Source organism: Jejuia spongiicola (assembly GCF_023502325.1).
Taxonomy (GTDB): Bacteria; Bacteroidota; Bacteroidia; order Flavobacteriales; family Flavobacteriaceae; genus Wocania_A; species Wocania_A spongiicola.
This window is the reverse complement of the sequence record NZ_JAMFLZ010000006.1, coordinates 192,296-206,459: the sequence shown is the minus strand read 5'-3', so window position 1 is coordinate 206,459 and position 14,164 is coordinate 192,296. Positions and strand designations below refer to the sequence as shown.

8 protein-coding genes are annotated in these 14,164 nt (G+C 32.2%); 7 read left to right on the top strand and 1 reads right to left on the bottom strand.

What is annotated here, in order from left to right; translation table 11 throughout:
- The coding region (locus tag M3P09_RS14340) for a M14 family zinc carboxypeptidase (protein WP_249973669.1) at positions 1-3,216 on the bottom strand (3,216 nt) is incomplete at its 3' end.
- Between the two features lie 219 nt (positions 3,217-3,435).
- Between M3P09_RS14340 and M3P09_RS14335 the strand changes: the two genes are divergently transcribed.
- The 7 genes from M3P09_RS14335 to M3P09_RS14305 all read left to right on the top strand — a co-directional run bounded on the left by M3P09_RS14335 (position 3,436) and on the right by M3P09_RS14305 (position 14,152).
- Positions 3,436-4,356: an endonuclease/exonuclease/phosphatase family protein gene (locus tag M3P09_RS14335; protein WP_249973668.1), complete on the top strand. Its 921-nt coding sequence runs from the start codon at positions 3,436-3,438 to the stop codon at positions 4,354-4,356.
- Between the two features lie 251 nt (positions 4,357-4,607).
- Entirely contained in the window at positions 4,608-6,233 is a 1,626-nt protein-coding gene (locus M3P09_RS14330) for a beta-N-acetylhexosaminidase (RefSeq protein WP_249973667.1), read from the top strand.
- Between the two features lie 19 nt (positions 6,234-6,252).
- Positions 6,253-7,815, top strand: coding sequence for a sulfatase (locus M3P09_RS14325; protein ID WP_249973666.1), 1,563 nt, complete (start codon positions 6,253-6,255; stop codon positions 7,813-7,815).
- A gap of 15 nt (positions 7,816-7,830) precedes the next feature.
- A complete protein-coding gene (locus M3P09_RS14320) occupies positions 7,831-9,609 on the top strand; it encodes a DUF4091 domain-containing protein (protein WP_249973665.1) in 1,779 nt (592 codons plus the stop codon).
- Positions 9,610-9,673: 64 nt separating this feature from the next.
- Positions 9,674-10,585, top strand: coding sequence for an endonuclease/exonuclease/phosphatase family protein (locus M3P09_RS14315; protein WP_249973664.1), 912 nt, complete (start codon positions 9,674-9,676; stop codon positions 10,583-10,585).
- 114 nt (positions 10,586-10,699) lie between these two features.
- The gene (locus M3P09_RS14310) at positions 10,700-11,464 is read left to right on the top strand and encodes an endonuclease/exonuclease/phosphatase family protein (protein ID WP_249973663.1); all 765 of its coding nucleotides are present in this window, start codon (positions 10,700-10,702) and stop codon (positions 11,462-11,464) included.
- 435 nt (positions 11,465-11,899) lie between these two features.
- A complete protein-coding gene (locus M3P09_RS14305; protein WP_249973662.1) occupies positions 11,900-14,152 on the top strand; it encodes a GH92 family glycosyl hydrolase in 2,253 nt (750 codons plus the stop codon).
- Positions 14,153-14,164: the final 12 nt, after the last annotated feature.

Genomic DNA, 14,164 nt, shown 5'->3' with positions numbered 1-14,164 from the left:
GGTTGCATTAGTGACATCATCAGCAGGCTTAGAACAACTTACAGTACCCGTAATAATAACTTGATCAATATAAATTTGATCATTATTACCACTTGCATCACATTGGAACCTAAACTGTGCACTTCCAGTAAAATTGTATGTAACATTATCTAAAGATATGTTATCTGAGTAAAAAGATCCATTATTAAAATCTGTACCAGAAGTATAGGTCTTAATTGTTTGCCATGTGGACCCGTTAAAGAATTGTAAGAAAAAATCCTCACCAGCTTCCATACTATTTGGATAGTAATAAAAACTAATTTCGGTATTACTATAAGTTGTTAAATCGAAAGTTTCTGATGTTATTGAAGATGCCGTACCAGAATTATCACGTATTCTAAGTGAATAATCATTTTCGTAAGAAAAACTTGTTGCGTTAGCAGATTCAGAATAATGAAAAGCATCACTACCTCCTAATGTCCAATTGTCTAAACCTGTTTCAAAGTAACCTTCATGTAATGTTACTGTATTTAGAGTTGTAAAATTGGTTGAACTGCTGTAACTTGAGGAACTACCACCACAGTTACTTCTTACTTGAACTTCATATTGCGTATTTAAAGTTAAACTAGTTAGGTTTTCGCTAGTATTAGTTGTATTAACTGTTGTCCAAGTAGGAGAACCAACTACGCGATACCTATAATCATAACTAGAACTACTTGTAGAGTCCCAATTAATTGTTGCGCTTGTTGCAGTTATATTAGATGCTACTATGTTAGCTGGTGCTGTACAATCAAGAGTTGTAAAATTAGTTGAACTACTGTAACTAGATGAACTACCACCACAGTTACTTCTAACTTGAACTTCATATTGTGTATTAAGAGTTAAACTAGTTAAGTCTTCGCTAACATTTGATGTGTTAACTGTTGTCCAAGTAGGGGAACCTACCACGCGGTATCGGTAATCATAGCTAGATCCTGTAGGATCCCAACTAATTGTTGAACTTGTTATTCCTATATTAGAAGCAACAATATTGGTTGGAACAGAAGCGCTAGGAATAACAGTTACTACCACTTCTTTTCTAGAACTTTTCATCCCTTGGATTAACCAGTTATGAAAGTAAGAATATGAACCAGTTCCGTCACTACTATTTTTTATTGAAACACTACCATTAGTATATGGATAAGTTAGTCCACTTGTATTCCTCCAAAGAGAAAAACCACTAGATAGCTCTACTGCTGTTAGTCTTAAATCATTGCCTATTGGAATTATAAAATCTAAATCAACAGTTTGTACTCCAGCACTAGAAATTAAAATAACTCTAGAATCTATCATATTTCCTGAGCTATCTTGTATTTGAATTTCAAACTCTCCGGCTTGATTTGCATTAACTGTAACTTGTTTTAAGTGAGTAATTTCTGAGGTGTCAAAAATTAAATATCTAGTACCATTAGAAAAAGTCCCATTGGTGTTGTTATTTGTACTTCCTACATTATAAGATACAATATCATCTTCTACAAAATAAGATGTAGTACTAGCTAATGCAGGTGTTGTATAGCTGGCACCAGTATGAGTAGGTGTAATGTCATTAATATTTTCATACCAATTAATTGTTCCACTTCCAGAAGCATTAATTGTAACAGGTTCTGAGATACAAGTACTAACGTCTGATACTGTGGGTTCAGGAGTGCTAGAAACCATAGTTATATTTCTAGTGGTTTTAGCGTTATCTGTTACACTTATGCTTACAGTTTGACTTACATATCCAGCAGCTTCAAAAGTTACATTATAAGTACCAGATTTAATTAATCTATAGTAATCTCCATGTTCTTCATTTGAAGTTACCCATGAGTTTTTGTTGTCATGACCAGATATAAATACTTTCGCTACAACAGGTTCTCCTTGCGTATTGGTTACAATACCGTGAATTCCATTATTAACCTGTTTCATGTAGTTTAGAAAAGCTTGTTTGTTGTATGTCCAATAGTTAGGTAATGATGATCCTGGTAAGTATTTTGTATCAGAAAGCTCTACTGTTATTTCATTACCGTGTCTATAGTAGTTCATATAATCTTGACGGCCTCCATATACAACATACCAAGTTGCTCCATGAGTTACACCAGGACTAGGATAAGTTCCTGAATCGTAATCAACGGTCATATAAGTAAAGTCACCAAGAGCATCACTGTCGTTTTGAGCTTGGTTAGCATATTCCACACTTATGTGCTCATAATAATCATGATCAGCATGTTCAGTATAGGTATTATCATAAGGATAATTCATTAGCTCAACTCCACCATGAAAATTAGCAGAAAGCACAAAGTTTTTTGTGGCTTCAAAATTCATGAAAGCTTTAGTTTCTTCTTCATAAACACCACCAGTGCTATTAACATGTAATCGGCTAGTATTTCCAGCTCCACTATTTATTCTCCCAATATTTTCATTGTCAGGATAATTCCTGTTTAAATCTTGTCCACTTGCATTTGCTCTTGTTGGGCTTCCTATTGTATTGCTACCTGCAGAACCATAAGTTCCATCTGGATTTGCTAGTGGATTGATATATATTTCAGTATTATTTACAATATTATCAACTTCTGTATCCGAACCGTAATTATTTAAAAGATAATCTATTAATCTTAACATTAAAGGATAACCTGCTAGTTCATCTCCGTGCATTGAAGATGTATAGAAAAATTCTGGTTCAGCTTCTTTAGTCCCCACATTATCTGAAATTTTAAGAACTAGTAATTCTCTACCGTTTTGAGTTGTGCCTATAGATTGTATGGAGCAAATAGATGAAAAAGTGGTTGCATAATAATTCATTTTTGCAACGTATTCGCTATACGTAGGATAAGCATCCCAAGTAGTATCCCAAGCTAATGCTTTAGATGTAGTTCCTCCTTTGCTTAGAGCAGATTTTCCTGCTTCATGAGGGTTAAATTGTAATTCATTATCGCTAAGATTTACTTGATATGATAAACCATACTGTAAAAATTTGTTAAAAGTTTCTCTGTTAGCGTAAGCTTCAACCTCTAATGTGTTTATATCTACTTCTCTATGGCCTAAACTAAGAAAAGTTGATAGTTCTTTAAATTGCGAAGGGCTATTTGCTTTAAATCTAAAACAAACTTCGCCTTTTTGATTCAGATAATCTTCTGCTTTTTGTCTATTTGTTTTTTGAGAGTAACTAAGTTGTACTATTAAAAAAAGTATCAAACTTAGGAGAGTAATTTTTTTCATCAGACTTGGGATTTTTAATGAATTTTTATGCGGCTAATATATAATAATAATTAAAAAAACTCCATGAAACGCAAAAAAAATCGATGAAATGCAATTATGTAAAATTAACAATTTAACATCAACCCTAGTGAATTAGGTTGCTCAATAACTTTTTTGTTTAAATATTGATAAATTAAAAATCTTTACTTTTAGATTCTTATAAAATTAAATTTTATTATTATGCGATTACTTTTCTTATTGTTATTAGCTATTTTTATTACAAATTGTAAAGAAACTAGCCCTTTTACCTTCAAGGTAATGGCGTGGAATATATTACATGGTGCAAATGATATTCCTAATGGAAGAGAAAAGGCTATTGAGATTATACGAGAGATAAATCCAGATGTTATTTTGATGATAGAAACATATGGATCTGGGAAAGAAATTGCAGAAGCTTTAGGGTATAACTTTCATTTAATAGCTCCAGAAGGAACTCCTTTGGATGATAAAGGGACTAACTTATCAATTTTTTCAAAATTTCCTTTTGGAGAACGTATTGATACAGAATATCCTTTTTATTTGGGAGGAAGGGATATTATCATAGATAATCAAAAAATCAGATTTTTTTCTAATTGGTTTCATTATTTACCATGGGACAATGAGCCCGAGAAAATGGGGAAAACTGTTAAAGAGTTGCTAGAGTGGGAAAAAAATGGAAAGCGTAATGAAATGATTCAAAAAGTATTGCCTTATATTAAACAGTATGCTAAAGAGTCTGAATTAATACCAATGATTTTTGCAGGAGATATGAATACGCCTTCGCACTTAGATTGGAATGAAAAAACCAAAGCATTACATAATAATTTGGTTGTACCTTGGAGAGCTACAAAGGTTTTAGAAGAAATTGGATTTATTGATTCTTATAGAGCTATGAATCCTAACCCTATAACACACCCAGGAATTACATGGGATGCTGAAGGTAAAGTTGATTCTCATAGAATTGATTATATTTTTTATAAAGGTTCTAAGTTAAAGGCTATAAAATCTGAAACCTATAATGCCTTCTTTAATAAGCCTATTAAAATAAATGATAAAGAAATAACTTATCCTTCTGATCATGGTTTTGTCTTAACTAGTTTTCAATTATTAAAAAACGAATAAGCTTATTATTGTAGAGTTTAATAGTTTATTTTTTTTATAGCATTATATGTAATAGTAACTCATCTCGAAATTATTATTATCATAAAAAAGTATCACAAAAGGCTAATAAATTTGTGGTTAGCAATGTATACATCCGCTATATTTGACAATTAATTTTATTTATATACAAGATAATATTATAAAAATTTAAAAAATAACATTAGATTTGTGTTCGAGCACACTAATAAATTATTCAATTTTAATCTTAAAATATGCGAGCAATCTATCGTTTAACTTTTGTCTTTATTTTATTAAATAGTTGTAATGAAAAAAATAAGACATTCTCAGAATCAGAAATAGCAATACTTCCTCAACCATCTTCAGTTGTTTTAGGTGAATTTTCATTTTTATTAGAGGATGGCATGACCGTATATGGTGATACTAAAGCAGCAAAAAAAGGAAGTGATTATTTTATTACATCAATTAAAGATTCAATAAAAATAAATCTTCAAAAAACTGATAAAAAAACTGCAGATATTGTATTTAAATTAGATACAACTCTTAATGATGAAGCGTATGATTTAAATATTGATCCAAAACAAATAACTGTTAGTGCTAATGGGTATGAAGGTTTCTTCTATGGTATACAAACAATAAAACAACTACTGTCAAAAGAAATTTCAGAAGAAAAAAGTGAAACTAAATACTTAATACCTACAGCAAATATTAAAGACAAACCTCGTTTTAAATGGAGAGCTTATATGTTGGATGAGTCGCGCTATTTTCATGGCGAAAAGTTTGTAAAACAAATGCTAGACCAAATGGCATTGTTAAAAATGAATGTGTTTCATTGGCATTTAACAGATGATGCTGGGTGGCGAATAGAAATAAAAAAATACCCATTATTAACTAAAGTTGGAGCATTTAGAACTGATAGTGAAATTGAAACATGGAAAAGCGGTAAAACATCAGGTAAGCCACATGGAGGTTTCTATACCCAAGAACAAATAAAAAATATTGTTGCTTATGCAGAAGAAAGGAATATTACTATAGTTCCAGAATTTGAAATGCCTGGACATTCTAGTGCTGCAATAGCTGCTTATACTTGGTTGGGAACTGCAGGGAAAGATATTAATGTCCCGGTTAAATTTGGTAGGCATTATGATAATTACGATGTAACTAAGCCAGAAGTTGTTCAATTCATTAAAGATGTTTTAACCGAATTATTTGAGTTATTTCCATCTAAAGTTATTCATATCGGCGGTGATGAAGTGGGTTATAAATCGTGGGAAGATGCAAAACATGTTCAAGAATACATGAAAGAACATGGTATTAAAACACCTGCCGATTTACAAATTGCTTTTACAAATGATATCTCAAAATTTATAGAAGCTAATGGCAGGCGTATGATGGGATGGAATGAAATTATGGGAATTAACATTCATAAAGGTTTTGAAGAAAAAAAACATGATCAAGAAGCAGAAAAAGAGTTGGCTAAAAATGTAGTTGTTCATTTTTGGAAAGGAAATTTAGATTTAGCAACCCAAGCAGCTGAAAAAGGTTACGGTATTGTAAATTCATTACATAGTAATACATATCTAGATTATGGGTATAAGAGTATTAGTTTAGAAAAAGCTTATGATTTTAACCCTATTCCAAAAGGCCTAGATAAGAAATATCACGACAATGTTTATGGTTTAGGTTGCCAAATGTGGAGCGAATGGACGCCTACAAATAAGGATGTTGAGAGGCAAACATTTCCTAGAATTGCGGCATTTGCAGAAGTTGGATGGACGGCATTAGAAAATAAAGATTATGAAAGCTTTAAACAGGCCCTTAAAAAAATACAGAAGCATTGGGATAGTTTAGGAATCAACTATTATAAAGATGTTGAATAAAAAGAAAACTTGAAAGCTTATGATTAAAATATCAAATAGAATTGCAATACTTCTTTTCTTTTTTATTGCTTTCATTTCCTGTAAATCTGATAAAAAAGAAGAAAAAGCTATTAAAGAAAGACCTAATATCATTTTGTTTATGGTTGATGATATGGGTTGGCAAGATACATCTGTGCCTTTTTGGAAAGAAAAAACAGCATTGAATAATCTTTATCATACACCAAATATGGAACGCCTTGCAGAGCAAGGAATGAAGTTTACACAAGCATATGCTACTGCTGTGTGTTCGCCAACAAGAGTAAGTTTGATGTCTGGAATGAATGCAGCAAGACATCGGGTAACAAATTGGACTTTAAGAAGAGGAATTTCTGAAGTTAAACCGCCAAAGGGATTATTAATGCCAGAGTGGAATTTGAATGGTATTCAACCTACAGATACTATTGAGCGATCAACACATGTTACTACATTACCTCAAATTCTTAAAGAGAATGGTTATTTAACTATTCATACAGGCAAAGCACATTTCGGCGCTTTAGATACCCCTGGAGAAAACCCAATAAATTTAGGATTCGATATTAACATTGCTGGGCATGCAGCTGGTGCACCAGGAAGTTATTATGGAGTAAAAGGCTTTAAAAAAGATGCTAATAAAAGTAGTATATGGGATGTTCCTGGGTTAGAAAAATATCACCATAAAGATATTTTTTTATCAGAAGCTTTAACTCAAGAATCTATTTTAGCAATGGATAAAGCAATTGAGAGTGAAAAGCCGTTTTATTTGTATATGGCTCATTATGCAGTGCATACACCTATTCAAGGAGATTCAAGATACGAACAAAAATATATAGATAAAGGGCTTAATTCTATTGAAGCCAAATATGCTTCAATGGTTGAAGGAATGGATAAAAGTCTAGGTGATTTAATGGATTATCTCGATAAAAAAAATATTGCTGATAATACTATTATTTTATTTATGTCTGATAATGGAGGTTTAAGTGCTTTAGCTCGTGGAGGCGAAAGGCATACTCACAATAAACCTTTATCAAGCGGAAAAGGATCTGCTCACGAAGGAGGTATTAGAGAGCCAATGCTTGTAAAGTGGCCAGGAAAAACTAAGGCAAACTCGGTAACTAATGATTTTGTTATCATTGAAGATTTTTTTCCAACTATTATTGAACTTGCAGGAATTGAAAATTATAAAACTGTTCAAAAAGTTGATGGACAGAGTTTTGCTTCAACATTAAAAGGCAAGGATAAAAATAATAATAGTAGGGCTTTGTTTTGGCATTATCCAAATAATTGGGGGCCAACTGGTCCAGGAATTGGAGCCTCAAGTACAATAAGAAAAGGCGATTGGAAATTGATTTACTATCATTTAGATAATCATTTCGAATTATTTAACATAGCTAACGATATTGGTGAAACAACAAATTTGGCGTTTAAAGAAAAAGAAAAACTTAAAGTACTGGCAATAGAATTATCAAATTATTTAAGAAGTGTAAGTGCTCAAATGCCAATACAGACAAACACAAATAAACAAGTTCCTTGGCCTGATAATCAAGAGGTAATTAGTAATATTTAAATAAGATTTTTTCCTATGTTCAAGTACATATTATCATTTATTTTATGTTTTAATTTAATTGTAAGTTGCCAGCAAAAAAGAGCAATTGTTGTTGCTCAAACTTTTGAAGAACCAAAAGATCCATCGCCAAACAAAGAAGAGAATTGGTCTTTAGTTAGTAAAGGGTTACAAGTTTCAATAGTACCTACAGGTGTACGTTTTGTGAAAAGCGAAATACCAAAAATAGAACAGGCAAACACATGTTTAGAAACCGCTTGGAAAGGGGAACGTGTTTCCACTCAATTAGTACTTTGGAGTAACGATTCTGTAAATAATGTAGAGATAAAAATTACAGACTTTATTTCTGAAAAAGGAGATAAAATTTCAAGCAACAACGCAGAAATTAATTTTGTAAAGTATATTATTACTGATGAATTTGCTGGCGGTTGTGGTTATAGAAAACCAGAAAATTTTGCATCTTCGTTAGCAGCAGATGGTTTTGACCCTATAAATTCGTATAAAATAAAGGCCAAAGAAACTCGGCCAGTTTGGATTACTATTGATGTACCTGCAAATGCAAAAGCGACATCATATAAAAGTATGATAACTGTTAACATAGAAGGACAAGAAAGTAAAATATTCGAGTTCAATTTAAAAGTTATTAATAAAGTTTTACCTAACGGAACTGATTGGAAGTTTCATTTAGACTTATGGCAAAACCCTTATGCTGTTTCACGTTTTCATAATGTTGAACCTTGGTCTCAAAAGCATTGGGACTTATTAAAACCGTTAATGAAACGCTTAGCAAATGCAGGGCAAAAAGTAATAACAGTATCGTTAAATAAACGCCCATGGGGAGGGCAGACCTTCGATCAATTTGAAGCCATGGTCGATTGGAAAAAAAATATTGATGATACTTGGCAATATGATTTTACTGTTTTTGATAACTGGGTAGAGTTTATGATGAGTTTGGGAATAAAAAAACAGATTAGTTGTTACTCTATGGTGCCTTGGGGCAATGAGTTTTATTATTTTGATGAAGCAGAAAATAAAGAAATAAAAATAAAAGCACCTCCAGGAACAAAAGCATATGAAGAATTGTGGGTTCCCTTTTTAAAAGCCTTTAAAAAACATTTAGTTGAAAAAGGCTGGAGTAAAATTACTAGAATAGCTATGGACGAACGCGGTCCAGATGAAATGAAAGCGATGCTAAAGTTGCTTAATCAATACGCCCCAGAATTTGGCGTATCCTTTGCTGATAATCATAAGAGTTATAAGTTATACCCTAACGAACTAAAAGATATGTCAGTAGCATTTGGACACCCAGTAGATGAAGAAGATTTAATAGAAAGAAGAGAGAAAGGACATGTGAGTACTCACTATGTTTGTTGTTCAGATGGATTTCCAAATACTTTTACTTTCTCACCACCAGCAGAAGGGGTGTTTATTGGTTGGTATACCATAGCAGCCGATTTTGATGGATTTTTACGTTGGGCGTATAATAGTTGGGTAGAAAACCCTTTGCAAGATTCTCGATTTAGAGCATGGCCTGCAGGAGATACTTACATAGTGTACCCTGAAAACCGTAGTTCTATTCGTTTTGAGAAATTGAGAGAAGGTATTCAAGATGCTGAAAAAATAACAATTCTTCGCAAAGAATTAAAAGCCAATAATATGTTGGATGAGCTTGACTATTTGAATGGTGTAGTTGCTAAATTTAATATAACGACAAAGCCAGATGATTTAGAAAGGATGCTTAAAGATGCTAAAAACACATTGAATGTTTTGACAGAAAAATTATTAACAATTAACTAATGTTAACTAAAGCTTTCAATTATTCGATTACTTTATACGCCATTGGAAATTTTAAAATAATAAAATGAGTTCAAAAACCTTCAGAGTAATTTTAATACTTGCATGCTTGGTTGTACTTCCTATCTGTAAAAACAAATGCTACGCTCAAGATGCGAACTCTTTAAAAGTTATTACTTATAACATATGGAATGGTTTTGACTGGGGAAAAGATATAGATCGCAAGGCTAAATTTGTGAATTGGATAAATACTAAAAAACCAGACGTATTAGCTTTACAAGAATTGTGTGGCTATACTCAAGAACAATTACAAAAAGATGCTAAAAAATGGGGACATGATTACGCGGAAATTTTAAAGACATCAGGCTACTCTGTTGGTATAACATCCAATAAGCCAATTGGAGTGAAAGAAAAAATATTGAAAGCTATGCATCATGGGGCGTTACATTGTAAAATTGGTGAAATTGATTTTTTTGTAATTCATTTTTCGCCATTTAGCCATCAAAAAAGGAGGGAGGAAGCTAAAATTATTTTAAATAAGTTATTAAACCTTTCAAAAAATCAGGATAAGTACATGGTTTTAGGCGATTTTAATGCCTTGTCACCTTTTGATGCTCATTTATACAAAAATAGAAAGGAACTCATAGAAAGTAAAAAAGCAGCTGAAGAGCAACACGGGCATGTGAAGAATCTATTACTTGGTGAGCTGGAATATGGTGTAATAGGAATGTTTTTAGGACACCCTTTAATAGATGTTACACAAAAATTCGCTAGCTCATGGGGTGATAAAGTGAGTTGTCCAACACAAATTTTTGAAGAAAAGAAAGGGGAGGGACGTCCTAAAAAATCTACACGGATAGATTATATTTTAGTGTCACCATTTTTAGCCGAAAAGTGTATAACGTCAGAGGTGTTAAATAAAGAGGAGACGTATTATTTGTCAGATCATTACCCCGTATTTGCTGAGTTTAAATTATAAAATAAAAACAGTTTTCAACTTTATATACCATTAAACCTAAATAATAAACAAATTCAAGAACAAATGTATTTAATAAAAAAAAGCGTCTATCAGTTATGTATTCTTAGTTTCATTATGTTCAATAGTGCAAGTGTAACAGCACAGACAGAAGTAGACTCATCACGTGTGGTTCGTATATTAACGTATAACATTTATCACGGAGAGACTGTAGCCGCAGAAAAACAGTTTGATTTAGATTTATTGGCAAAAATTATTAGTGATACTAAACCAGATTTGGTTGCATTGCAAGAAGTAGATTTTAAAACCAACAGAGTTTTAAAAATGGATTTAGTAACCGAATTAGGGTTGCGTACAAAAATGCAAGCTATTTTTGGAAAAGCCATGGCATTTGATGGTGGTGAGTATGGCGAAGGAGTATTATCAACTTTTTCTTTTTTAAATACAAAAAATTATGCACTGGTTGCAAGAGAAGGTAAAGAGCCTAGAGCTGCATTAGAAGTAAATGTGTCATTGAGAAGTGGTGATACTATTAAATTTGTTGGTACACATTTGGATCATACAGAAGATGAAACCGACAGGATAAATCAAGCAAACCAGTTAAATACTATTTTTTCAAAAGATAGTACCCCAACTATTTTAGCAGGAGATTTGAATGCAATACCAGAAAGTGAAACTATGAAAATTTTGTTTAAAGAATGGCAACCTTCATTTACAGAAAACATACCAACTTCTCCCGCTGTAAATCCTAAAGCTAAGATTGACTATATCCTTTTTAGGCCAGCTAATAGTTGGCGTGTCCTTGAAAGAAAAGTAATTGAAGAAAAAATTGCATCAGACCACAGACCAGTACTAAGTGTCTTAGAGTTGTTAAAAAAATAAAGGGCAAAAAACATTTGCCCCTTAAACTAACTAGATAAACAATTAACGCGATAAGATAAAATTATGTGACTAACTCAAACATAATCAAAACTTGCGATATAAAACTATGCATATATATTGCCAAAATCTACTAATAATCTAACCATAACTGATACTTTTATTGCTTTAAATAATTGAGGCTTAAAATGATAACTTTTTATATATCATTACCGCTTTTTATTAATGCTTAGAAATTCTTTTTTATAAGAAAAATAATACTTACATTTTAAGAATAATTGACTTTTATTAGTTAAATGCTGTAAGCTCAATTTGTGCTAAATGGAATAGTTAATTTTCCGTTGTTTAGCTATGCATTACTGTTATTAGTCTAAAATACTTAACCACTCAAATAAAAATAAGGATATTTATTTTTTATAATAGAACACGGTTTAGCCAATGTTAAAAAATTACATATTTATAATTCTAGTCGCATCTGCATTTATTTCTTGTAAAAAAGAAGAAAAAAAAATAGTAGAATCCAAATCAAAAAACACCATCTATGTTGATCCTTATATAGGTACTGGAGGTCATGGGCATACCTATCCTGGAGCCACTGTTCCTTTTGGAATGCTTCAAGTAACTCCTGTAAACGGTATTAGTAAATGGGATTGGTGCTCTGGATACCACTATTCCGATTCAATAGCAGCTGGTTTTAGTCACTTAGCACTAAGTGGAACAGGTATTGGCGATTTAGCAGATGTATTGTTTATGCCAATTAATAAAGAGGTCGATTTATCAGCTACACCGTTATCACGAGATTCATTAGCATACAAATCTAAGTATAGTCATAAAAATGAAGAAGCATCTCCAGGCTATTATCAAGTATTTTTAGAAAGCCATAATGTAAATGTAGAATTAACCACAGCGTTAAGAACGGCATACCATAAATACACTTTTGCGAAAGATGATAAACAATCAGTAGTTATCGATTTGGGCTTTGCAATTAATTGGGACAGAGCACTTAAAACATCTATTGCAGTTGAAGATGAATATACAATAAGTGGTTATCGTTTCAGCAAAGGTTGGGCAGCAAATCAAAAAGTATTTTTTGTTGCAAAATTTTCTAAACCAATAAATAAGCATCATATTTTTACTGATGGAAAACGTATAGAAAATAAATCATCTGAAGGTGTAAAAACATCAGCTCAATTATTTTTTAATTCTAATGATTCAAATGAATTGTTTGCTAAAGTAGCATTATCTTCAGTAAGTATAGAAAATGCAAAAGAGAATCTAGATACAGGCGATTTTAATTTTGAAGCTATAAAAACCAAAGCCGAAAATATTTGGGACAAAGCTCTAACTAAAATAGAAGTAGAAACACCAATTGATTCTCTTAAAACAATGTTTTATACAGCTATGTACCATGCTCAAGTTGCTCCAGTAACTTATAGTGATAAAAATGGCCAATTTAGAAAAGAAAATGACGAGATTGTTAGTGCAGAAAATTATACCGCATATTCCACGCTTTCACTTTGGGATACTTTTAGAGCAGAGCACCCGCTGTTAACCTTAACTGCTCCAGAAAAAGTTTCAGATATTATCAATACAATGTTGGTGTATTATGAAACTAGAAAAATACTACCAGTTTGGACACTTTATGCTAATGAAACAAATACCATGACTGGTTATCATTCTATCCCAGTAATTGCTGAAGCTTATAAAAAAGGTATTCGCGGCTTTGATGCCGAAAAAGCTTTTGAAGCCATGAAAACAACCATGATGCAAGATGAACGCGGATTAAACCATTATAAAAAATATGGATACATTCCTTATACATTAATTGATGAGTCGGTTACCATTACCTTAGAATACGCTTATGATGATTGGTGTGTGGCGCAAATGGCAAAAGCTTTAGGGAAAAATGACGATTACGAGTTTTTCTTGAATCGTTCTAAAGCCTATCAGCACTTATTTGATAATGAAACAGGCTTTATGCGAGGTAAATCAGTCGATGGGAAATCTTGGAACGAACCTTTTGATCCTAAACATTCTAATCATAGAGAGCAAACAGATTATACAGAAGGTAACGCATGGCAGCATAGTTGGTTTGTACCACATGCCGTTAAAGATTTTGTTACACTTCATGGAAGTAATGAAACATTCACAAGGAGGCTAGAACAATTATTTACAGAAAGTTCTGAAATTACTGGCGATAATGTTTCTGCTGATATTTCTGGACTTATCGGGCAATACGCTCATGGGAACGAACCAAGCCATCATATTGCTTATATGTTTAATCATGCAAACCAACCTTGGCGTACACAATATTGGGCACGTCATATTATGGACACACAATACAATACAACTCCAAATGGATTAAGTGGAAATGAGGACTGTGGACAAATGAGTGCATGGTATGCTTTAAGTTCAATTGGGTTATACCCTTTAAACCCTGCTTCAGGTGATTATGAAATTGGAAGTCCAATTTTCGAAAAAGCTACTATTAATATTTCTAAAGAAAAATCATTTGTAATTGAAGCAGAAAACGTTTCGGATAAAAATATTTACATTCAATCTGCATCTTTAAATGGTGTAGATTTTAACAAAACTTCTATTTCGCATCAGCAAATTATTGAAGGAGGTACATTACATTTTGTAATGGGAGACCAACCTAATAAAAATTGGGGAACAACCAATAACCAATAACCAACAACCAAC

Coding starts and splice junctions, on each gene's coding strand:
- M3P09_RS14335 (WP_249973668.1), top strand. CDS start 3,436: ATGCGATTACTTTTCTTATTGTTATTAGCTATTTTTATTACAAATTGT.
- M3P09_RS14330 (WP_249973667.1), top strand. CDS start 4,608: ATGCGAGCAATCTATCGTTTAACTTTTGTCTTTATTTTATTAAATAGT.
- M3P09_RS14325 (WP_249973666.1), top strand. CDS start 6,253: ATGATTAAAATATCAAATAGAATTGCAATACTTCTTTTCTTTTTTATT.
- M3P09_RS14320 (WP_249973665.1), top strand. CDS start 7,831: ATGTTCAAGTACATATTATCATTTATTTTATGTTTTAATTTAATTGTA.
- M3P09_RS14315 (WP_249973664.1), top strand. CDS start 9,674: ATGAGTTCAAAAACCTTCAGAGTAATTTTAATACTTGCATGCTTGGTT.
- M3P09_RS14310 (WP_249973663.1), top strand. CDS start 10,700: ATGTTCAATAGTGCAAGTGTAACAGCACAGACAGAAGTAGACTCATCA.
- M3P09_RS14305 (WP_249973662.1), top strand. CDS start 11,900: ATGTTAAAAAATTACATATTTATAATTCTAGTCGCATCTGCATTTATT.